Here is a 21,210-nt window from a genome sequence, read left to right on the forward strand (position 1 = left end):
CCCCTGCGGCTGCGCAGCCGCAGGGGGGCCCCGCCGCCACCCAGGGGACAGACCCCTGGGTGGGGCGGATCTTGAAGCTGCTCGGTGCGGAGCACGAGCAGCAGATCCTGCGCGGCGGCGGGGCGCACACCGCGCAGGCAGCGTCCGGCGGCGCAGAAGATGCCGCCGGTACGCTCAAGGGCGTGCTGCTGCAGGTACTGGGCAGCAGCGAGGCCCCGCCCGCGGTGAAGGAAGCCGCGGGCCAACTGGTGCAGCAGCTTACAGGCCAGCAGCTGCTGCTGAATACAGACCGCACCGCGCCGTTCGCGCAGGTGACGATGTTCCTGCCGTTGCACGGTCCGGATGGCCGGGAGACGGCCTCTGTCCAGATCCAGTCGCGGCGCGGCAGCAAAGGGGAGCTCGACGCGGCGAATTGCCGCTTGTGGTTCGATCTGGACATGAAGCAGCTCGGCCAGACGATGGTCGATGTGCAGGTGGTCGACCGCATCGTCAGCCTGAAGCTGCATAACGATGAACCTTGGGTACTGGAGCTGCTGGAGGGCCGCCGCGAGGAGATGAAGGCAGCGGTCGAAGGCATAGGCTATCAATTGTCCAGCCTGCGTACGGAAGCATTGCCGGAACGGAGCGTGGCCGCTGCTGCGGTGAAGCCGTCCGATTATGCTCCGCAGGAGTACAAAGGAGTAGATTACCGCATATGAGTGAGTCTGAGCAGAAGGTTCCGCAGAATCTCAAGAAGGCAGTGGCGCTCAAATATATTCCGGGCCAGAGCGATGCGCCAGTGGTTGTCGCTAAGGGGCAAGGCTCGGTAGCGGACATCATCCTGCAAAAGGCAAAGGAAAACGGAGTAGCGGTGCAGGAGGATGCGGCGCTGGTAGAAGTGCTGTCGAAGCTCGATCTGGACCAGCAGATTCCGCCTCAGCTCTATCAGCTGGTGGCTGAGATTCTCAGCTATGTATACCAGAGTGACCGGACAGCTGGTGAACGGAGACAGAAGTGAGCCATAACGGAGACGGCAGAACCTACACCCGTCAGGAGAAAGGCGCTGCTGCCGAGCAGGCGGCCCGAATGTATCTGACTTCGCGGGGCTACCTCATCCGGGATTATAACTGGCGCTGCCGTAGCGGAGAGCTGGATATTATCGCGGAGTATGAAGGCGCTCTGGTCTTCATTGAGGTGCGCAGCCGGAGCGGCTCAGCCGTGCAGGGCACTGCGGAGGAATCGGTCGATGCACGCAAAATCCGTCAGGTGAGAGAGACAGCCCGGGTCTACCTGCACATGCAGGGACTGCAGCCGGCTGCAATTGCTTTCGATGTGATTGCTGTACAGCTTCAGCCGGATTTAAGCATCGCCTCCCTGCGGCATCTCCGGGAAGTCTTTTAGCTGTCTCTGTTTTGCAAAAACCGTGTAAAATTTAACAATTATCCTTGACAGATGCCGGACTTCATGGGTCATTTCTCAAAAGAAGTGGGTAAACATTAGTGTAACTTTTAATGCCACCATGAGGAGGGCTGCCGGAATGAGGAATCAATCAATGAATATACAGGTAAGCTTTACTTGCCAAAATTGTGAGCATAATATAGTAGCGGAACTTGGCGCAGAGCCCTTATCCGTTGTATGCTGCAGTAATTGTAATAAGACATTTACCGTTATGCGGCCTGCAATAGCGGAAGAGATATTGATTGACTGGGAGAATGAAGCGTTATTCCACAAGATGCGTGCTGAGAAAACCCAAGACAGCAATAGCAGCCTCTTGTCACTGGTCATCAATGTGATTGAGCTGCTGACCTGGCGTGACAAGGGTAACGGCCAAGTGGAGGCCATTAAGGAAATGCGTAAATGGCTGATCGAACACGAGGAAGCTCCGCCGGTGGCGGAATTAATACAAATGGATGTGAACCGGCGCGGAGCCAAACGGAAGTGGAATGAATAAGCAATCCAGCACTTAGCGAAAGCGGGGAGCGATCTTGTCCAACGTATTTTTTACCTCAGATCATCATTTTGGCCACAAGCTGATCATTGATTTTGAATCGCGGCCTTTTGCCAGTGTGGAAGAGATGGACAAGGTGATGGTAGCGAACTGGAATGCAGTCGTAAGAGAGGAGGACACGATTTTTCATCTGGGTGACTTTTCTTTCAGGAATCAAGAGGATACCCGTAGCATTGTGTCTGCCCTGAACGGGTACAAAATACTGATTCTTGGCAATCATGACCGTGGACGCGGACGAGGCTGGTGGCTGGAAGCCGGATTTGATGAGGTCAGTGAGTATCCGCTGATATACAAGGAGTTTTTTCTGCTCTCGCATGAGCCGATGTATATGAACAAGCATATGCCTTACGTGAATGTGCATGGTCATATTCATGGACAGAAATATGAGGGCAATCATCACTTTAATATTTGTGTGGAGCACTGGAATTACACCCCGCTGTCCTTTGAACAGATAAGGGATTCGGTGGTAGCCAGCGAAGAAGGCTGAATAAAATGATTCTTTGGTCATAGTTGCATATTTATGCAAGACGATTAAAAGCTGATTTTTGTGCAGCACTATATGCGCAATAACCTTGCATGTTGTGTAGGGTTTTAGTTATACTGAGTGTAATTGAGCTTACGGAAAAAGAGGAAGCACCTTTTTTCCTGGAAACGAACGCCCGTTGCGGGTGTATTTCTGGAGAAGAGGTGCTTATTTGTGTACGGAAAAATGCATAGCGCATGCCTGTATGGCATTGAAGGTGTAGTGATCGGAGTGGAGGTGGATCTGGCTAACGGCTTGCCGCAGACCCATATTATCGGCCTGCCGGATTCGGCAGTCAGGGAAGCGGTGGAGCGAGTACGGTCCGCCGTCAAGAATTGCGGTTACAGCTATCCCCAACAGCGGGTGACGATTAATCTGGCCCCGGCGGACCTGCGCAAGGAGGGCTCGGCGTTTGATCTGGCGATTGCCCTGGGGATACTGACGACCAGCGGCCAGCTTGTTATGCCGGAAGCCGGGCAGATGCTGCTGATTGGTGAGCTTGCGCTCGACGGAAGTCTGCGGCCGGTAAATGGGGTATTATCCATGGCCCAGGCTGCGCGGCAAGCCGGGATTCATGCTGTTCTGGTACCGCCCGGCAATGCGGCTGAAGCTGCGTTGATCGCAGGAATGAAGGTGTACACTGCCGGGCATTTGCGGGAGCTGCCTCAGCCTGGTCAGCTTCCTCCGCCGAATCCGATTGAACAGTCTGAAGCAGCCGGATCAGACTTGCCCTTGCCGCAGGCTGATTTACCGTTTCCGGTATCGGTATCTGTAAGCGCTGAAGCGACCTCCAGGAAGCGTCCGCCCGTTCTGGCGCTGTCCCTGGACCATTTGAGATACCATTCTGAGCCAGCGCAGAATATTCCCTCCCTGCTTGCGGTGAAGCAGCCAATGAATGAAGATTACAGCGATGTTATCGGCCAGAATCATGTGAAGCGTGCCCTTACGATTGCGGCAGCGGGAATGCACAATATTATTCTGATCGGCCCTCCAGGTACGGGGAAGACTATGCTGATTAAGCGGTTACCCGGAATTCTTCCCGATCTTAACGATCAAGAATCGCTTGAGGTGATGAAGATATTCAGTGCTGCCGGGAAGCTTAGGGACGGAGGGAGCGGGTTGCTGCGTGACCGCCCGTTTCGTTCACCGCATCATACCATCTCGGCAGCCGGATTGATCGGCGGGGGCGGAATTCCGAAGCCGGGGGAGGTTAGTCTCGCACACCGCGGTATTCTCTTCCTGGACGAGCTGCCCGAGTTCTCCCGGACTGTGCTTGAAGTGCTCCGCCAGCCGCTGGAGGATGGGGTTGTCACCATCAGCCGGGCTCGGGCATCCTTCACCTTCCCTGCCCAGTTCCTGCTCGCTTGCTCCATGAATCCCTGCATGTGCGGATTTCTTGGTAGTGGCAACACGCATCAGCGGTGCAGCTGCAGTCCGGCCAAAATCGCCCAGTACCGGCGCAAAATCTCGGGCCCGCTGCTGGACCGGATGGATATGCAGGTTGATGTGCCGCATCCAAGAGAAGGCGACAGGAGTGTACCTCCGGTCTCGACGGCACAGATGTGCTCTCAGGTTCTGCGGGCTCAGGCGATTCAGGCGGAGCGGTATAGCATCCTGCCGATCTCCTGGAACAGCGAGCTGTCCGGGGCGGCGCTTCGCCGTTATGCTGCACTGCGGCCGGAAGAGGAGATGCTGCTGGACAGTATTCTCGAGAGTCTCGGGCTCAGCATGCGGGCGCATGACCGGATTATTAAGCTGGCCCGCACGATTGCCGATCTGGAAGCGGAGGAGGAGATTGGCGCTGCGCATCTGGCCGAAGCGGTCCAATACCGCAATCTGGACAGGCAGGTCATGGTGGAGGAGGAAGCCTGACACGCCAAAACCCCCGTCCGGGGCCGCCGGGCAGGGGAGGGCATGCTGAAACGGTATCGTCCTTTAAAAGGACGGCAATGCCGTTTCCACTTGTGAAGCTATTCTTACAGCACGTTCAATTCTACTTCGATGTTACCACGGGTAGCACGGGAGTAAGGACATGCGCCATGAGCTTCTTGTACCAGCCGTTCAGCGGTCTCACGGTCAACACCCTTGACCAGAACATCCATCTTCACGGCAATGCCGAAGCCGCCGTCTTCCACTTTACCGAAGCTGACGGTAGCCGTTACTTCAGAGCCTTCGATCTTTACCTTGCCCATACGTGCAACCATGTTCAGTGCGCTGTCGAAGCAAGCGGAATATCCGGCTGCGAAGAGTTGCTCAGGATTCGTGCCTTCACCGCCGGAGCCGCCCATTTCGCGTGGTGTGCTGATCGCAAGATTCAGCTTAGGGCTGTCGGATTCAATAGAACCCTGTCTGCCGCCTACGGCTTTTACTGTTGTTTCGTACATTTTCTGTTGGATGGTCATCATATTAAATCGCTCCCGTTCGTTTTCAAATTGTATTGTACACAACTTAATTTAACACAATTAAAATAAAAGTCAATCTATTTCCCGCTATTAACATGATATTATGGATGAATTGTGATAAACTAATGTCACAAAGGCAGGTGAAGAAGAAATGCAAAAAGAATCCACTACAACCCCTGAGCTTATGCTGGAGAACCAGCTCTGCTTTACGATTTATGCCTGTTCACGTGAATTTACGAAGCTATACCAGCCTCATCTGGATAAGATCGGATTAACGTATTCGCAGTATCTGGTTATGCTGGTCCTGTGGGAGAGACAGCAATGTACAGTCAAGGAGCTGGGAGAAGCTTTGTTCCTCGATTCAGGCACGCTGACTCCGCTGCTCAAGCGGCTGCAGGCTGCAGGACTAATTTTGCGTGAACGTTCTTTGCAGGATGAGCGGAAGGTGCTGATTTCATTAACACCCCAAGGCTTGGCGCTGCGGCAGGATGCTATGGGCATTCCCGGCAAAATGGCAGAAGGCACGATGCTCTCTCCGGTAGAGTTCATAGATTTGCTGGGACAGTTCAAAAATCTCCTGAACCGGGTGCATGAAGCTAACGTTAGCAATTCGAAATCGTAGTCTCGCTCCCATATAAGAGTATAGGTTTCACCGTCCTGAATAAGGGCGGTAAAGCCGTTTTACGCATGAATGTCAATGCAATCGTTCGCATTCCGGCATGAAACCGAGCGAAAATGTATGTATAAATAGTGAAAGTTTTTAAGGAAAGCGCTTATAAAACATGTTACAATATTCTGGGTTTCACATTCTGGCATATAGGTAATTATAGATATCACTATTGTGATAGGTTCTATATGCTACTTGCAGAGAACTGTACCGGTTGCAGCGTATGCTTCAGGTGCCGGCGCTCTGCTTGTACCGGGATATTGCCGGTTAACAACCGGTCTGGCCCCGGCTTTGGACAATCAAAACGGAATGCGGAATGACCGCAGGCTGCCTGCACAGGTCACCGCAACACTTTAGGAGGCTTCCGGAATGAATATCCACGAGTATCAGGGAAAAGAAGTACTTAAGAAGTATGGCGTAGCCGTACCGAACGGAAAAGTTGCTTATACAGTGGACGAAGCCGTAGAAGCTGCCGCAGCGCTGGGTACACCTGTGGTTGTAGTCAAAGCGCAGATTCATGCTGGCGGACGCGGCAAAGCCGGCGGCGTCAAGGTGGCGAAGAACAGTGATGAGGTTCGCGCGTATGCGTCCGAGATCCTCGGCAAGACACTGGTGACCCACCAGACGGGACCCGAAGGCAAGGTAGTAAAGCGGCTGCTGATTGAAGAGGGCTGTCAGATTGTCAAAGAATATTATATCGGTCTGGTTGTGGACCGCGCTTCCGGACGGGTCGTCATGATGGCATCCGAGGAGGGCGGTACGGAGATTGAAGAGGTGGCAGCTACACATCCCGAGAAGATTTTCAAGGAAATCGTTGATCCAGCGGTTGGGCTTCAGACCTTCCAGGCGCGTAAACTGGCTTACAGCATTGCCATTCCTCCCGAATTGGTGAACAAAGCGGTCAAGTTCATGCAAGCGCTATATCTGGCTTTTGTGGATAAAGATTGCTCAATTGCAGAGATCAACCCGCTGGTCGTTACTGCAGACGGTAATGTGATGGCGCTTGATGCCAAGCTTAACTTCGATTCCAACAGTTTGTTCCGCCACAAGGATATCCTGGAGCTGCGTGATCTGGACGAAGAGGATGCCAAAGAAATCGAAGCGTCCAAATTCGACCTTAGCTACATCGCACTTGACGGCAACATCGGCTGTATGGTGAACGGGGCGGGCCTGGCGATGGCGACTATGGATATCATTAAATATTATGGCGGCGAACCGGCCAACTTCCTCGATGTAGGGGGCGGTGCGACGACTGAGAAGGTAACGGAAGCTTTCAAAATCATCCTGTCCGATGACAAGGTGAACGGTATCTTTGTTAATATTTTTGGCGGCATTATGCGTTGTGATGTCATCGCTACCGGTGTAGTCGAAGCGGCAAGACAGCTTGGCTTAACCAAGCCGCTGGTCGTACGTCTTGAGGGCACGAATGTGGCACTGGGCAAGGAGATTCTCGCCGGCTCCGGACTGAATATCGTTGCTGCTGATTCCATGGCGGATGGTGCCCGCAAAATCGTTGCTCTTGTGTAATATTCGACAATAAAAGTGAGGATGTGACCTATCGCATGAGCATTCTTGTAGATAAAAATACGAAAGTCATTACCCAGGGAATTACCGGTGCTACGGGTTTATTTCATACAAAAGGCGCGCTGGACTACGGTACTCAGATGGTTGGCGGTGTAACACCGGGCAAGGGGGGCACTACGGTTCAGATTACCCTGGACAACGGTACCGAGAAGAGTCTGCCTGTCTTCGACACGGTTGTTGCCGCCAAAGCAGCCACTGGTGCAACTGCAAGTGTCATTTACGTTCCGCCTGCTTTTGCCGCAGATTCGATTATGGAAGCGGTGGATGCGGAGATGGACCTGGTCATTTGTATCACAGAAGGCATTCCGGTGCTGGATATGGTCAAAGTGTCCAGATACATGGAGGGCCGCTCCACAGTGCTGATCGGTCCCAACTGTCCGGGTGTCATCACGCCTGGAGAATGCAAAATCGGCATTATGCCGGGTTATATTCATAAGCCGGGATATGTCGGTGTAGTCTCCCGGAGCGGGACCTTGACCTATGAAGCTGTGCATCAGCTGACGGAGCGCGGAATCGGCCAATCCTCAGCGGTAGGCATCGGGGGCGACCCGGTGAAGGGCTCGGAGTTCATCGACATCCTGAAGCTTTTCAATGAAGATCCGGGTACCAAGGCTGTCATTATGATCGGTGAGATCGGCGGGACGGCAGAGGAAGAAGCTGCACTGTGGATCAAAGAGAACATGACCAAGCCTGTAGTGGGCTTCATCGGCGGGGTTACGGCACCTCCGGGCAAACGGATGGGTCACGCCGGGGCAATTATTTCAGGCGGTAAAGGGACGGCGAGCGAGAAGATCGCTGTGCTGGAGTCCTGCGGCATTAAGGTAGCGCCAACGCCTGCTGAAATGGGCTCTACCCTCGTCAGTGTGCTTGAGGAACGCGGCATCCTGAATGCCTTCACCACCCACTAGGGCGCTTCTTACGCTAGTTCGAAATGTTTTGGGGTCCCCGCAAAGTACCTGAGTTATCATCGAAGCTAAATCTCCACTTTGTGGGGTTGTTTTGTCACAGCTTTTCCTGCCGAAGCAGGTATAATGAATGTTGAAGGTAAGCAACCTTTTGTCCCGGATTACGCGGATGAAAGGTTGCTTTTTTTGGTTTAAGTCAATTTGGTTTAAGACAATAAGGAAGGCTGGCCCTTCCGCACGGGGAGAGAATACATATGGAAATTCGGGAGCTGTTGTTCGGTCTGCATGAGATGGAAGGGATTGGCTGGAAAAGTATCGACAAGATCCGCCCGTCTGGATTTGGCTTCCCGTCCCTCTGTTGCTATGGTGGGGACCCGGGTGCCTACCGCTTATGGGCGCAGGGTGGGGGAGATGCTGGCGGGACAGCTAAGTGCAGCCGGTCTCACGGTTGTAAGCGGCCTGGCGAGGGGGATTGACAGTGTCTGTCATGAAGCGGCGTTAGGCGGAGCAGGAGGGACCATTGCGGTGGTGGCAACCGGCTTGGACAAAGTCTATCCTCCGGATAACCGTGAGCTGGAGCGGCAGATTTCTCGGGAAGGGCTGGTTCTTAGCGAATATCCTATCGGAACTCCGAGTCATCCCGGATTATTCCCGCAGCGCAACCGGATTATCGCTGGCTTGTCGCTGGGAACACTGGTGGTGGAGGCAGACAGCCGCAGCGGGTCCCTGATCACCGCCGATGCTGCGCTTGAAGCAGGCCGGGATGTGTTTGCCGTGCCGGGGCCGCTGACCTCTCCCAAGAGCAGAGGGGCACTGGAGCTGATTAAGCAAGGTGCGAAGCTGGTAACCTGTGCCTCAGATATTGTGGAAGAATACGTCTCCAGCCTGCCTTCCAAGGGGGCTGCATCAGCTTCAGCAGGCGCTGTAGAGCGGGAGAGTCCAGCCGATCTGATGGAAAAGAAATTGACAAGTGAGGAGCTGCACCTTTACCATATACTGCATCAAGGCCCGTTTACACTCGATGAGCTGCTCGCGTCAACGAGGTGGGATTTTGGACATTTGCATTCAGTTCTGTTATCTTTAATCATAAAAAAAGCGGTAACACAATTACCGGGTGCAATTTATAAGGTAATTTAATATAGAAGTAACTGTGGTAAGCATAGACTTCCTGGTACAGCCGGGTCCGATGACTGGTTCAGGAGGTGATCTGCTTACGAACTTTTGGGAGGAAAACCTATGGCAGATGCGTTGGTTATTGTAGAATCACCATCAAAAGCGAAAACGATTGGTAAATATCTGGGCAGCAAATATATTGTTAAGGCATCAATGGGGCATATCATAGATTTGCCAAAAAGCCAGATCGGTGTGGATGTGGAGAATCAGTTCAATCCCAAATATATAACGATCCGCGGCAAGGGCTCTATCTTGAAGGAACTTAAGGATGCCAGCAAAAAAGTGAAAAAAGTCTATCTCGCAGCTGACCCGGACCGCGAAGGGGAAGCTATTGCCTGGCATTTGGCAAATGCGCTGAATTTGGACAACACACAGGAATGCCGCGTGGTCTTCAATGAAATTACCAAGCAGGCGGTGAAGGATGCCTTCAAGACACCGCGCAAGATTAATATGGATCTGGTGAACGCCCAGCAGGCGCGGCGGATTCTGGACCGGCTTGTCGGTTACAAGATTAGCCCTCTATTATGGAAGAAAGTCAAAAAAGGCCTCTCCGCCGGACGGGTACAATCGGTAGCGGTTAAGATTGTTATGGACCGGGAGAATGAAATTTCTGAATTCATTCCTACAGAATACTGGAGCATTACTGCCCGGCTAGCGATTCGGGATTCTGAATTCGAAGCCAAGTTCCACCGCCTGAACGGCGAGAAGAAGGAACTGGGTCAAGAGAGCGATGTGCAGGAAGTGCTGGAAGCGATTAAGAACGCGGCCTTCCAGGTCAAAGAAGTGAAAGAGAAGGAGAGACAGCGGCATCCATCCGCTCCGTTCACGACAAGCTCACTGCAGCAGGAGGCTGCCCGTAAGCTGGGCTTCCGCGCGTCCAAGACGATGTCTGTTGCACAGCAGCTCTATGAGGGAGTGGAGCTGGGCAAGGAAGGCACTGTCGGGTTAATCACTTATATGCGTACAGATTCCACGCGTATATCCACTACGGCCCAGGATGAAGCCAAGGAGCTGATCCAATCCAAATACGGTGAGAAGTTCATTCCCGAGACGCCGCGTCAATATTCCAAGAAGGCTGCGGGCGCCCAGGACGCGCATGAAGCGATCCGTCCGACCTCTGCGCTGCGTGAGCCGGATACGGTCAAGGAATTCATGAGCCGTGATCAATTCCGGCTGTATAAGCTGGTATGGGAGCGTTTTGTGTCCAGTCAGATGTCTTCCGCGCTGCTGGATACGTTGTCGGTAGATATTACAGCCGGTACAGCGATATTCAGAGCGGTAGGGTCCAAGGTCTCGTTCCCGGGCTTCATGAAGGTGTATGTGGAAGGCAATGATGACGGCACAACAGACGAAGAGAAGTTCCTGCCGCCGCTTAAGGCAGGCGATGAGCTGGTGAAGCGAGAGATTGAGCCGAAGCAGCATTTCACCCAGCCGCCGCCAAGATATACAGAAGCCCGTCTCGTCAAGACGCTTGAGGAACTGGGCATAGGCCGTCCAAGTACGTATGCGCCGACCCTGGAGACGATCCAGAAGCGCGGTTATGTGGCGATTGAAGAGAAGAAGTTCATGCCGACTGAGCTTGGAGAGCTAATCATAGAGCAAATGGAAGAGTTCTTCCCGGAAATTCTCAATGTGGAATTCACCGCCCATATGGAAGGGGACCTTGACCATGTGGAGGAAGGTGCGGAGGATTGGGTGAAGGTACTGGCCGAGTTCTATGAATCCTTTGAGAAAAGACTCCTATATGCGGAAGAAGAAATGAAGGAAATCGAGATTGAAGATGAGGTCTCTGATGAGCTGTGTGAGAAATGCGGCAAGCCGATGGTCTATAAGCTGGGCCGGTTCGGCAAATTCCTGGCCTGCTCCGGATTTCCGGAATGCCGCAACACCAAGCCGATCATTAAGGATATCGGTGTAAGCTGTCCGAAATGCCATGAAGGCAAGGTAGTGGAGCGGCGCAGCAAGAAGGGGCGTGTCTTCTACGGCTGCGACCAATATCCGGGCTGTGACTTTGTCTCCTGGGATAAGCCGTCAGTGAAGCCATGTCCGGCTTGCGGCTCCTGGATGATCGAGAAGCGCAACAAGCAGGGAACCAAGCTGCAGTGCACCTCATGCGATCATACAGAGGCTGTAATCGAGAGCGATGAGTTAGCAGAATAATAGGGTTACAGGAGGAACGGAAATTGACAGAAAAAGCACAAGTAACCGTTATCGGAGCAGGTCTGGCCGGAAGTGAAGCCGCCTGGCAGATCGCTTCGCGCGGAGTTCCGGTCAGATTGTACGAGATGCGTCCGGTCGTAAAGACACCGGCGCATCATACAGATCAGTTCGCCGAGCTGGTCTGCAGCAACTCACTGCGGGCGAATGGCCTCGGAAATGCAGTGGGTGTACTTAAGGAAGAAATGCGGCGTCTGGGCTCTCTGGTACTGGGTGCAGCCGACAGGCATGCCGTTCCGGCGGGAGGCGCTCTTGCTGTGGACCGGGACGGATTCTCCGGTGAAATCACCTCCATGCTGCATAACCACCCTTTGGTGGAAGTCATAAACGAAGAACTTACGCATATACCGGAGGAAGGGATTGTTGTTATTGCTACCGGGCCGCTGACTTCACCCTCCCTGTCTTCGGAGATCAAGGGACTGCTTGGCGAAGAGTATTTTTATTTCTATGATGCAGCGGCTCCGATTGTAGAGAAAGACAGCATCGATATGAGCAAGGTCTATCTGGCCTCCCGCTATGATAAAGGCGAAGCCGCCTATCTGAACTGTCCGATGACGGAAGAGGAATTCGATATTTTTTATGATGCGCTGATCTCGGCTGAGACGGCTGCACTCAAAGATTTTGAGAAAGAGATTTACTTTGAAGGCTGTATGCCGATTGAAATTATGATGAGACGCGGCAAGCAGACGGCATTGTTCGGCCCTATGAAGCCTGTAGGACTGCTCAATCCTCACACGGGCAAGCTCCCTTACGCGGTTGTGCAACTGCGCCAGGACAATGCTGCCGGTACGCTGTATAATCTGGTCGGCTTCCAGACCCATCTGAAGTGGGGCGAGCAAAAACGGGTATTCTCACTCATTCCTGGCCTGGAGCAGGCGGAATATGTGCGTTATGGGGTCATGCATCGCAATACCTTTATTAATTCCCCTAAGCTGCTGCAGCCCACTTACCAGATGAAGGGCCGGGAGAGACTGTATTTTGCCGGCCAGATGACCGGGGTGGAAGGGTATGTAGAATCTGCGGCTTCCGGTATGATCGCCGGTATGAATGCAGCGAGAGCAGCGCTTGGCGAAGAGAGCCTGATCTTCCCTGAGGATACGGTGCTGGGCAGCATGCCCGCCTATATTACTTCGGCAGATCCTGAACACTTCCAGCCGATGAATGCCAACTTTGGCCTGCTGCCGAAGCTTGAGACACGGTTCCGCAGCAAAAAAGAAAAGAACGAACGTCTGGCTTACCGGGCGCTTGACAGCCTTGCTGCTTATGCTGCAGCCCATGAATTGAAGTATGCTGAGCCGGAGCCGGTGGATGCTGATCCGGCAGAAGCGGATAGTCCTGCACAACCGGCACAATAGGCACAATTGGTTCAGACCTGTATTACCTAATCTGAGGAGGGTGCTCATCATGTTACCCAGCTTTCATGCAACTACGATTTGTGCGGTAAGACATAACGGCCATGCGGCGATTGCCGGTGACGGCCAGGTTACATTCGGAGAGAGTGTCATTATGAAGACGACGGCCAAGAAGGTCCGCCGCCTGTACAGAGGTCAGGTCATTGCCGGGTTCGCAGGCTCCGTAGCTGATGCGATTACGCTGTTCGAGAAGTTCGAAGGGAAGCTTGAAGAGCACCACGGCAATCTGCAGCGGGCAGCGGTGGAGCTGGCCAAGGATTGGCGCCAGGACCGCATTCTGCGCAAGCTGGAAGCGCTCATGATCGTAATGGATAAGGAAGGCATGCTGCTGATCTCCGGCAATGGTGAAATTATCGAGCCGGATGATGATGTACTGGCGATCGGCTCCGGCGGTAACTTTGCGCTGGCTTCCGGGCGGGCGCTCAAGCGCCATGCCTCCCATCTGGGTGCCGGTGACATTGCCAGAGAAGCGCTGCAAATTGCCTCCGAGATCTGTGTATATACCAATTCCAATATTATTGTCGAAGAGTTATAGGCAAGGTGCCATATATAAAGGGAGGAAGTCACAATGGTGAATCAATCGCTTACGCCACGCCAGATTGTAACAGAGCTTGACAAATATATCGTAGGTCAAAAGCAGGCCAAGAAATCAGTGGCCGTTGCCCTCCGCAACCGGTATCGGCGCAGTCTGTTGTCCGAGGAGCTGCGGGATGAGGTTGTACCGAAGAATATCCTGATGATCGGCCCTACCGGTGTAGGTAAAACAGAGATCGCCCGGCGTCTGGCTAAGCTTGTTAACGCCCCGTTTATCAAAGTCGAAGCGACCAAATTTACGGAAGTCGGCTACGTGGGGCGTGATGTGGAGTCGATGGTCCGGGATCTGGTAGAGACTTCTATCCGTATGGTGAAGCTGGAACGCACCGAAAAGGTGAAGGACCGCGCAGAAGAGCTGGCGAATGACCGGATTGTGGCAATTCTGGTCCCTTCCTCCTCGAAGGGGAAATCGCAGCGCAATCCGTTTGAGATGATTTTTGGCGGAAACAACGGCGGGGCGGAAGAATCCAAGGAAGAGCCGGAGGACGGAAGCCTGAGCGAACGCCGCAGAGGGATCAAGTTCAAGCTGCTTGCCGGCCAGTTAGAGGATGACGTCATTGAGATTGATGTCGAGGACACGACGCCTTCGATGATGGATATGTTCGCTGGTCAGGGCAATGACCAGATGGGCATGAACATGCAGGAGATGTTCGGGAACCTGCTGCCGAAGCGTACGAAGAAGCGCAAGCTGCCGATCCGTGAAGCCCGCAAGGTGCTGATTCAGGATGAAGCGGCCAAGCTGATTGACACAGACGACATGATACAGGAGTCGGTAGCCCGCGCAGAGCAATCCGGGATTATTTTCATCGATGAGATCGACAAGGTGGCCAGCCAGGGCAAGGGCTCCGGTCCCGATGTATCCCGCGAAGGCGTGCAGCGTGATATTCTGCCTATCGTCGAGGGATCGACAGTCATGACCAAATACGGGCCTGTGAAGACAGACTACGTGCTGTTCATCGCCGCAGGCGCTTTTCACATTGCCAAGCCTTCAGATCTGATCCCTGAGCTTCAGGGGCGCTTCCCGATCCGTGTAGAGCTGAGCAGTCTCACACTTGAGGACTTTGTATCTATTCTTACGGAGCCTGAGAACGCACTTACGAAACAATATGTGCATTTGCTGCAGACGGAGAACATTGAAATCCAGTTCCAGAAGGAAGCTATTCAGGAAATTGCCAAGATCGCGGCCTCCGTGAATCAGAATATGGAGAACATCGGGGCACGGCGTCTGCATACGATCCTGGAAAAGCTGCTGGAGGATCTATCGTTCGAGGCACCTGAGCTGACGCTCGACACTATGGTCATCACTCCGGAGTATGTTCGCGAAAAACTGGCAGGAATCGCGCAGGACCGCGACTTAAGCCAATATATTCTGTGAGAAGGCAGAGCTATAAAATCATCAATATAGGTAATTCGAATTATGGTTATACAAATTTGATTCTAAATTCATGCATAAAAAGTTAAAAAATTCTATAATAAAACAGAAAATGTAATATAAAAGGAAAATAATTGTAAAAACATGCTTTAAGCCCTCTCTTTTCTGAAAAGATAGGGCTTATTTCTTATTGTAATAATATACAAATTCTAAGAGAATCAATGTATGTGAGATTGACATAAGAATCATTCCTCGACATGGTTCGACTTTAAGACGAATATGTTGTGAAAAAAATGACTTTATTTGTCGAAAATAAGCAGGGATTTGAACAAAGTTGTGGAATTCTTTTCATTATGATAGGTTTGGAAGGGGGATTACTATGGGTTTGCTGAACAGTGTCAGTTTTCAAAGATTACAAGGAGGCCTAGATGCCGCCACCAAACGACAAAGTGTTCTGGCTAATAATGTAGCAAATAATGATACACCAAATTTTAAACGTTCAGATGTTAGCTTTGAGAGCTTCCTGAGAGATCAGGAGAGCGGACTTAAAGCCACACTGGGTGCGAAAGTATCAGACTCCCGTCATTTCCGCTTCGGGACAGTGACCGGCATGCCGGCCGCTGTGGTCAGTACCGATGAGACTACATCTATGAATAACAACGGCAATAATGTGGATATGGATCGTGAACAGGCGCTGAGCGCCGAGAACCAGCTGAGATACAACTCTTATGTTGAACAGCTGAACAGTCAGATCACAATGATGCGTACAGTTGTACAGGGAGGGTAATCAATAATGAACTTTGGCAGCAGCTTTGGTATTAGCGCCTCTGCTTTAACCGCCCAGCGTCTGAGGATGGATGTGATCTCCTCCAATATCGCCAACGCCGAGACCACAAGAGCCTCCGTGGTGGACGGCAAAGCCGTACCTTACCGCCGTAAGCTCACAGTTCTGGAAACTACCCAGGCTGACAGCTTCGCGAATATACTAGGCTCCAAGATGAGCGGCGGTAATGATGGCGTCAAGGTGAAATCGATTATCGAGGATTCTTCTCCGCTCAAGCCGGTATATAATCCGAGCCATCCTGATGCGGACGCTGACGGTTATGTATATATGCCGAATGTGGATGTGACCAAGGAAATGGTGGACATGCTGTCTGCCTCGCGTTCTTACGAAGCGAATGTAACGATGCTGAACGCATCCAAATCCATGGTGACCAAGGCGCTTGAAATCGGCCGGTAGAATGAATTGACTGTCTAGGAGGAGAAGAATTGATACAGAATTTATTGATCGGGAACCAGGCGGTTCAGCCGCTGGCTATGAAGTCCGTAGCTGCAGAATCCTCAGCCGTGCAAGAGCCGGGACAGAGCTTCGGTTCATACCTGGAGAATGCGCTTAACCAGGTAGCAGATCAGGAACAGCAGGCGAAGGACATGAGTAACAAATTTGTACTGGGAGAGGTCAACATTGATGAGGCTATGATTTCGTCCCAACAGGCATTGCTGAGTTTGCAGCTGACTACACAAGTCCGGAACAAAGTGATTGAAGCCTATCAGGAAATTATGAGAACTCAAATCTAAATAATCCTAGCTACGTTTCGGATGGGGTGACACTGTGAATGAAAGATTGGCCCAGTACCGGGAGAAGATAACCCAATATTGGAACAGATTCAGCGGTAAACAGAAGATAATGTTTTTCTCCACTCTGTTTATTATCATTATAATAATCGTAGTTACGACCATGCAGTTATCGAAGGTGGAATACGAGGTTGCTTTTCAGGACCTGGACAGTACCGATTCAGCTGGAGTTATGAGTTATTTGGATACATCAGGGGTGTCTTACCGTTTAAGCCCGGATGGTAAAAGTATCTCCGTTCCCAGTACGGACGCTGCACGTATCAAGATAGCTGTTGGTTCTCAGGGAATCGTTCAGCAAGGCTCGATCGGGTACAAGGTATTCAATGAATCCTCGTCCATGATCGGTACTACAGACAGTGAATTCAATGTTAAATACAACAATGCGCTTAATGGTGAAGTTGAACAGCTGATGAGAAGGATGCAGGGGATTAAAGACGCCAAGGTTCTCATTACCCTGCCGAAGGAGACGGTATTCGCCTCACAGGAGGATCAGGAGAAAGCGCAGGCTTCCGTGGTGATGAGCTTCAATCCGGGATTCAGACCTTCCCAGGAGAATATTGACGGCTACTTCAATCTCGTGAAGACCGCTGTCCCGAATCTTCCCATCGACAACATTACAATCACCAACAACGAGGTGGAGCTGAAACCGACGGCCAAGGGCGGCCAGGCGGGAATCTCCAGCCAGGTTGAAGAGAACTTCGCACTCAAGAAGAAATTCGAAGACGATGTCAAGAAAGATGTCAAGCAATTCCTGAGTACCCTCACAGGTCCCGATAAGGTTGATGTCCTGGTGTTCTCCAAGCTTAATTTCGATAAGGAGAACAGAAAGGAAGATGTTGTAGTACCGGTGGATGCTGAGAATATGAAGGGGATTGAGATCAGCTCGCAGATTATCAGCAAAACATTCTCGGGCCAAGGGAACACTTCCGGAGGAGTCGCAGGTACAGGATCTGAAGATGTTGCAGGTTATCCTGCGGGGGCTGACACAGGTGCTTCTTCTTCTGAGGAATCATCGGAGACAAGGAACTATGAAGTTACTAGAATCACTAAAGATATCATCGCAAGTCCATATACTGTAAAAGATTTAACCATAAATGTCGCGGTTGAACCACCTGCAGGACAAACAACTTTGGACGAGGCTACTTCAGGAGCGATACAGAACATTCTGGTGAACATTGTCCGTGCGTCCCTGGCAGATTCAGGTATCACTTATACAGACGCAGACCTGACCAAAAAAGTTTCGGTATTCTCGCAACAATTTGGAGGTGCTACTGCCGAGAACGCATCCGGCGGACTGGCAACCTGGATGATCTGGGCCATCGGTGCGGCTGCTCTGCTGGTCGGTGCAGGCGGAGGTTATCTGATCTACCGCAGCCGCAAGAACAAGCAGGAGGAAGAGGTCGAAGAAGATATTCCGCTGCAGGTTCCTACCGAGTTCCCTTCAATTAATATGGATAGCGTGACGAATGAAAGTCAGGTCCGTAAGCAGCTGGAAAGTCTGGCGAAGAAGAAGCCGGATGAATTCGTAAATCTGCTCCGCACCTGGCTTGCTGAAGAACAGAGGTGAAGAGATGGCAAAAGCTAGCCAGCAGGGACTCAGCGGCCGTCAAAAGGCGGCGATCCTGCTTATCACACTAGGGCCTGAAGTATCGGCACAAATATTTAAGCATCTGCGGGATGAGGAAATCGAACAGCTGACGCTGGAGATTGCGAATGTACGCAAAGTGGACAGCGGGGAAAAAGAGTCGATCATGTCCGAATTCCACCAGATCTGTCTCGCACAGGAATATATCTCGCAGGGCGGTATCAATTACGCCAAGGAGATTCTTGAGAAAGCTCTCGGCTCAGCCAAGGCGCTCGAAGTCATCAACCGCCTGACAGCAACGCTGCAGGTAAGACCTTTCGATTTTGCCCGCAAGGCAGATCCGAACCAGATTCTCAACTTCATCCAGAACGAGAATGTACAGACTATTGCACTTGTACTCTCTTATCTGCAATTTGAACAGGCAGCCTCCATTCTGTCTTCCCTGCCTCAGGAGAAGCAGGCGGAGGTAGCCAGAAGAATAGCGATTATGGACAGTACCTCTCCAGAGGTGGTCACCCAAATCGAACGTGTCCTGGAACAGAAGCTATCTGCTACAGTCACACAGGATTATACGAATGCAGGCGGTATCGAATCGATTGTACAGATTCTGAACGGTGTAGACCGCGGTACAGAGCGGACCATTCTGGATTCCCTGGAAATTCAGGACCCGGAGCTGGCCGAAGAAATCAAGAAGCGGATGTTCGTCTTCGAGGATATCGTCAATGTGGACAACCGTTCCATTCAGCGGATTATCAAGGATATCGACAACGCGGACTTGCAGCTTGCGCTCAAGGTGGCCAGCGAGGAAGTGCGGGATGTGATCTTCCGCAATATGTCCAAGCGTATGGCCGAGACCTTCCGCGAGGAAATGGAGTACATGGGACCTGTGCGGCTGCGTGATGTGGAAGAAGCACAGACCCGCATCGTAGGCACGATCCGCAGACTCGAAGAGTCTGGTGAAATTATCATCGCCCGTGGCGGAGGAGATGACATTATTGTCTAAGCTGATCAAGCATTCTCAATATATTCCGGTAGATGTGCTGAAGCGTCTTGAACAGGCCAGACATCATGCGGGCCTGACTGAAGAGCCGGCTCCAGAAGAACCTCCGGGTGAAGTCCACTACCAGGACCCCGCCAGGGAGGCAGCGGAGCAGTCCCGCAAGCAAATGCTGAAGGATGCTCAGGAGTTCGCGGAGAATCAGGTCCGCAGCGCCTCCGAGGAAGCGGAGAATATTGTGGAATCAGCACGGACTGAAGCTGAAGAATGGTGGCGCGAGCGCAGGGAACAGGATGAGCTGCTGATCGAAGCCGTCAAATCCGAGGGGTACCAGCAGGGGTATCAGGAAGGTCTGGCTCAAGCAGAGCAGGAGATGTCCCGGCGTCTTGCTGAGATGATGGAAGAAGCGCGGACCGTGCTTCAGGAAGCATACCGGGCAAGAGATGTAATTATACAGGAGGCGGAACCGTTTCTTGTAGAGCTAAGCTGCGATATTGCTGAGAAAATCGTGGACAAGCAGCTGACCGTTGAACCGAAATTTGCGATGGATCTGATCCGTAAAAACCTGGCCCGAAAACGCGAGCAGGGGCTGATCTCACTCTGTGTGTCTCCTGCACAGTTTGCTTTTGTGAATGCGGCCCGGGAAGAGCTCTCGCTTGCTGTGGACTCACAGGCTGAGCTGCAGATTCTGCCGGATTCAACGGTCAGAGATCTGGGGTGTGTAATCCGGTCTTCCTTCGGCAGCATCGATGCCCGTGTCGATACCCAGCTTGCCGAAATTAAAAAAGAACTGCTAAGAATCGCTCTGGACTCGGATGAACACAGAAATGGGGACGACGATGCTTGACAGCAGAAGATACAAAGATCAGCTGCGTAACTTCGATCCGGTAAGGATTAATGGCAAGGTTACGCAGGTTATCGGGCTGATGGTGGAGTCGGAAGGGCCTGACGCCAGCATCGGTGATGTGTGCTATATCTATCCTGCCAAAGGAAGTAAGCCGCTTCAGGCAGAGGTTGTCGGGTTTCGTGATAACAAGGTGCTGTTAATGCCGCTTGGCGAACTGCAGGCCATCGGGCCTGGCTGTGATGTGGTGGGCACCGGCAAGCCGCTGAGCGTTCAAGTCGGCTCAGAGCTGCTCGGGAAGGTTCTCGACGGTCTGGGACAGCCGTTGGATGGTTCACTGATACCGGCCAGAATGCCGCATAGCTCTACCTTCAACATTCCGTCCAATCCGCTTAACCGCCCGCGGGTCGCCGAGCCGATCAGCATTGGAGTCCGGGCTATCGATGGACTTTTGACGATCGGCAAGGGGCAGCGCGTAGGGATTTTTGCCGGCTCGGGTGTGGGGAAGAGTACCCTGATGGGGATGATTGCCCGCAACACCTCGGCAGATGTCAATGTTATTGCGCTGATCGGTGAACGGGGCAGAGAGGTGCTTGATTTCATTGAGCGCGATCTGGGGCCGGAAGGCCTTCAGCGTTCGGTAGTCATTGTGGCTACTTCCGATCAGCCTGCACTGATCCGGATTAAGGGGGCGCTGATCGCTACTACGATTGCCGAGTACTTCCGCGACCGTGGTCTGAATGTCATGCTAATGATGGACTCGGTAACACGTTATGCGATGGCGCAGCGTGAGGTAGGGCTGGCAGTCGGTGAGCCTCCGGCGATGAGAGGGTATACACCTTCTGTATTCGCCAGTCTGCCTAAGCTGCTGGAACGGGCCGGAACGGGTCCTACAGGCTCAATCACTGCGTTCTACACGGTGCTGGTTGACGGTGACGATATGAACGAGCCGATAGCAGATGCTGTACGCGGTATTCTGGACGGGCATATTGTTCTGAACCGGAATATAGCCAACAAAGGACATTTTCCGGCGATCGATGTTCTCGCAAGCATCAGCCGGGTGATGAAGGATATCGCCCCGGAGGAGCAGATTGCAGCAGCCGAGAATGTGAAGCGCCTGATGGCGGTGTATAAGGATTCCGAGGATCTGATTAACATCGGAGCCTACCAGAGGGGCTCTAACGCGCAAATCGATGAGTCGATGCATTACATCGACAGCATCTGGGATTTCACCAAGCAAAAAGTGAACGAAAAGGTAACCCTTAGCGAAGTGCAGCAGACTTTAATTTCACAGTTCTCGAGGAGTTGATTGA

Annotated in this window: 20 protein-coding genes and 2 pseudogenes; 21 read left to right on the top strand and 1 reads right to left on the bottom strand. The window is 52.3% G+C overall.

Translation table 11 applies throughout. The annotated features are described in order from the left end of the window. The 6 genes and pseudogenes from C173_RS34455 to C173_RS10570 form a co-directional block, all read left to right on the top strand. Positions 1 to 698 (top strand): annotated as a pseudogene (locus C173_RS34455) (DNA ligase); the annotation flags it as partial. Beyond that, positions 695 to 997: an EscU/YscU/HrcU family type III secretion system export apparatus switch protein gene (locus tag C173_RS10550; protein WP_036724639.1), complete on the top strand. Its 303-nt coding sequence runs from the start codon at positions 695 to 697 to the stop codon at positions 995 to 997. The pseudogene C173_RS34455 and the gene C173_RS10550, both read left to right, overlap by 4 nt. Then, complete coding sequence (locus C173_RS10555) at positions 994 to 1,380, top strand: YraN family protein (protein WP_036724640.1); 387 nt, start codon at positions 994 to 996, stop codon at positions 1,378 to 1,380. The genes C173_RS10550 and C173_RS10555 overlap by 4 nt, the downstream gene beginning before the upstream one ends. 331 nt (positions 1,381 to 1,711) lie before the next feature. Then, on the top strand, positions 1,712 to 1,930 hold the full coding sequence (locus tag C173_RS10560) for a hypothetical protein (protein ID WP_143803689.1): 219 nt from the start codon (positions 1,712 to 1,714) through the stop codon (positions 1,928 to 1,930). Between the two features lie 34 nt (positions 1,931 to 1,964). Then, positions 1,965 to 2,474, top strand: coding sequence for a metallophosphoesterase (locus C173_RS10565; RefSeq protein ID WP_036724641.1), 510 nt, complete (start codon positions 1,965 to 1,967; stop codon positions 2,472 to 2,474). A gap of 210 nt (positions 2,475 to 2,684) precedes the next feature. Continuing rightward, the gene (locus C173_RS10570; RefSeq protein WP_036724642.1) at positions 2,685 to 4,382 is read left to right on the top strand and encodes a YifB family Mg chelatase-like AAA ATPase; all 1,698 of its coding nucleotides are present in this window, start codon (positions 2,685 to 2,687) and stop codon (positions 4,380 to 4,382) included. 104 nt (positions 4,383 to 4,486) lie between these two features. On the opposite strand, the gene C173_RS10575 is transcribed toward C173_RS10570, so the two are convergent. Then, positions 4,487 to 4,915 carry an organic hydroperoxide resistance protein gene (locus C173_RS10575; protein WP_036724643.1) on the bottom strand — a complete coding sequence of 143 codons (429 nt, stop codon included), beginning with the start codon at positions 4,913 to 4,915 and terminating at the stop codon, positions 4,487 to 4,489. 148 nt (positions 4,916 to 5,063) lie between these two features. Here C173_RS10575 and C173_RS10580 point away from each other — a divergent pair, with 148 nt between their 5' ends. The 15 genes and pseudogenes from C173_RS10580 to fliI all read left to right on the top strand — a co-directional run bounded on the left by C173_RS10580 (position 5,064) and on the right by fliI (position 21,206). Then, on the top strand, positions 5,064 to 5,534 hold the full coding sequence (locus C173_RS10580) for a MarR family winged helix-turn-helix transcriptional regulator (RefSeq protein ID WP_036724645.1): 471 nt from the start codon (positions 5,064 to 5,066) through the stop codon (positions 5,532 to 5,534). Between the two features lie 414 nt (positions 5,535 to 5,948). Continuing rightward, the gene (gene sucC / locus C173_RS10585; RefSeq protein WP_036724647.1) at positions 5,949 to 7,106 is read left to right on the top strand and encodes an ADP-forming succinate--CoA ligase subunit beta; all 1,158 of its coding nucleotides are present in this window, start codon (positions 5,949 to 5,951) and stop codon (positions 7,104 to 7,106) included. A 35-nt stretch (positions 7,107 to 7,141) separates the two neighbouring features. Further along, entirely contained in the window at positions 7,142 to 8,071 is a 930-nt protein-coding gene (gene sucD, locus C173_RS10590) for a succinate--CoA ligase subunit alpha (protein ID WP_036692470.1), read from the top strand. A gap of 351 nt (positions 8,072 to 8,422) precedes the next feature. Then, positions 8,423 to 9,205, top strand: a pseudogene (gene dprA, locus C173_RS10595) (DNA-processing protein DprA); the annotation flags it as partial. A gap of 99 nt (positions 9,206 to 9,304) precedes the next feature. Beyond that, positions 9,305 to 11,401 carry a type I DNA topoisomerase gene (gene topA / locus C173_RS10600; protein WP_036724648.1) on the top strand — a complete coding sequence of 699 codons (2,097 nt, stop codon included), beginning with the start codon at positions 9,305 to 9,307 and terminating at the stop codon, positions 11,399 to 11,401. A 23-nt stretch (positions 11,402 to 11,424) separates the two neighbouring features. Then, positions 11,425 to 12,813, top strand: coding sequence for an FADH(2)-oxidizing methylenetetrahydrofolate--tRNA-(uracil(54)-C(5))-methyltransferase TrmFO (trmFO, locus tag C173_RS10605; protein ID WP_036724649.1), 1,389 nt, complete (start codon positions 11,425 to 11,427; stop codon positions 12,811 to 12,813). A gap of 49 nt (positions 12,814 to 12,862) precedes the next feature. Further along, positions 12,863 to 13,405: an ATP-dependent protease subunit HslV gene (hslV, locus tag C173_RS10610; RefSeq protein ID WP_036724650.1), complete on the top strand. Its 543-nt coding sequence runs from the start codon at positions 12,863 to 12,865 to the stop codon at positions 13,403 to 13,405. A 33-nt stretch (positions 13,406 to 13,438) separates the two neighbouring features. After that, entirely contained in the window at positions 13,439 to 14,839 is a 1,401-nt protein-coding gene (gene hslU / locus C173_RS10615) for an ATP-dependent protease ATPase subunit HslU (RefSeq protein ID WP_036724651.1), read from the top strand. Between the two features lie 376 nt (positions 14,840 to 15,215). Then, entirely contained in the window at positions 15,216 to 15,623 is a 408-nt protein-coding gene (gene flgB, locus C173_RS10620) for a flagellar basal body rod protein FlgB (RefSeq protein WP_036724652.1), read from the top strand. 6 nt (positions 15,624 to 15,629) lie between these two features. Next, positions 15,630 to 16,076 carry a flagellar basal body rod protein FlgC gene (flgC, locus tag C173_RS10625; RefSeq protein WP_036692480.1) on the top strand — a complete coding sequence of 149 codons (447 nt, stop codon included), beginning with the start codon at positions 15,630 to 15,632 and terminating at the stop codon, positions 16,074 to 16,076. Between the two features lie 29 nt (positions 16,077 to 16,105). Further along, positions 16,106 to 16,414 (top strand): flagellar hook-basal body complex protein FliE, encoded by a 309-nt coding sequence (fliE, locus tag C173_RS10630; protein ID WP_036724654.1) that lies wholly within the window; start codon positions 16,106 to 16,108, stop codon positions 16,412 to 16,414. 34 nt (positions 16,415 to 16,448) lie between these two features. After that, a complete protein-coding gene (gene fliF / locus C173_RS10635) occupies positions 16,449 to 18,038 on the top strand; it encodes a flagellar basal-body MS-ring/collar protein FliF (protein WP_036724657.1) in 1,590 nt (529 codons plus the stop codon). Positions 18,039 to 18,042: 4 nt separating this feature from the next. Continuing rightward, on the top strand, positions 18,043 to 19,059 hold the full coding sequence (gene fliG / locus C173_RS10640; protein ID WP_036692485.1) for a flagellar motor switch protein FliG: 1,017 nt from the start codon (positions 18,043 to 18,045) through the stop codon (positions 19,057 to 19,059). Next, positions 19,052 to 19,900 carry a FliH/SctL family protein gene (locus C173_RS10645; RefSeq protein WP_036724659.1) on the top strand — a complete coding sequence of 283 codons (849 nt, stop codon included), beginning with the start codon at positions 19,052 to 19,054 and terminating at the stop codon, positions 19,898 to 19,900. The genes fliG and C173_RS10645 overlap by 8 nt, the downstream gene beginning before the upstream one ends. Further along, a complete protein-coding gene (fliI, locus tag C173_RS10650; protein WP_036692488.1) occupies positions 19,893 to 21,206 on the top strand; it encodes a flagellar protein export ATPase FliI in 1,314 nt (437 codons plus the stop codon). The genes C173_RS10645 and fliI overlap by 8 nt, the downstream gene beginning before the upstream one ends. The last annotated feature ends 4 nt before the right edge of the window (positions 21,207 to 21,210 follow it).

The sequence above is a fragment of the Paenibacillus sp. FSL R7-277 genome, assembly GCF_000517965.1.
Classification (GTDB): Bacteria; Bacillota; Bacilli; order Paenibacillales; family Paenibacillaceae; genus Paenibacillus_AQ; species Paenibacillus_AQ silagei.

Bases quoted from the DNA above. Each gene is read 5' to 3' on its own strand.
- C173_RS10550 (WP_036724639.1), top strand. From the start codon at position 695: ATGAGTGAGTCTGAGCAGAAGGTTCCGCAGAATCTCAAGAAGGCAGTG.
- C173_RS10560 (WP_143803689.1), top strand. From the start codon at position 1,712: ATGCGTGCTGAGAAAACCCAAGACAGCAATAGCAGCCTCTTGTCACTG.
- C173_RS10575 (WP_036724643.1), bottom strand. From the start codon at position 4,915: ATGATGACCATCCAACAGAAAATGTACGAAACAACAGTAAAAGCCGTA.
- C173_RS10580 (WP_036724645.1), top strand. From the start codon at position 5,064: ATGCAAAAAGAATCCACTACAACCCCTGAGCTTATGCTGGAGAACCAG.
- sucC (WP_036724647.1), top strand. From the start codon at position 5,949: ATGAATATCCACGAGTATCAGGGAAAAGAAGTACTTAAGAAGTATGGC.
- sucD (WP_036692470.1), top strand. From the start codon at position 7,142: ATGAGCATTCTTGTAGATAAAAATACGAAAGTCATTACCCAGGGAATT.
- topA (WP_036724648.1), top strand. From the start codon at position 9,305: ATGGCAGATGCGTTGGTTATTGTAGAATCACCATCAAAAGCGAAAACG.
- hslV (WP_036724650.1), top strand. From the start codon at position 12,863: ATGTTACCCAGCTTTCATGCAACTACGATTTGTGCGGTAAGACATAAC.
- hslU (WP_036724651.1), top strand. From the start codon at position 13,439: ATGGTGAATCAATCGCTTACGCCACGCCAGATTGTAACAGAGCTTGAC.
- flgB (WP_036724652.1), top strand. From the start codon at position 15,216: ATGGGTTTGCTGAACAGTGTCAGTTTTCAAAGATTACAAGGAGGCCTA.
- flgC (WP_036692480.1), top strand. From the start codon at position 15,630: ATGAACTTTGGCAGCAGCTTTGGTATTAGCGCCTCTGCTTTAACCGCC.
- fliG (WP_036692485.1), top strand. From the start codon at position 18,043: ATGGCAAAAGCTAGCCAGCAGGGACTCAGCGGCCGTCAAAAGGCGGCG.
- fliI (WP_036692488.1), top strand. From the start codon at position 19,893: ATGCTTGACAGCAGAAGATACAAAGATCAGCTGCGTAACTTCGATCCG.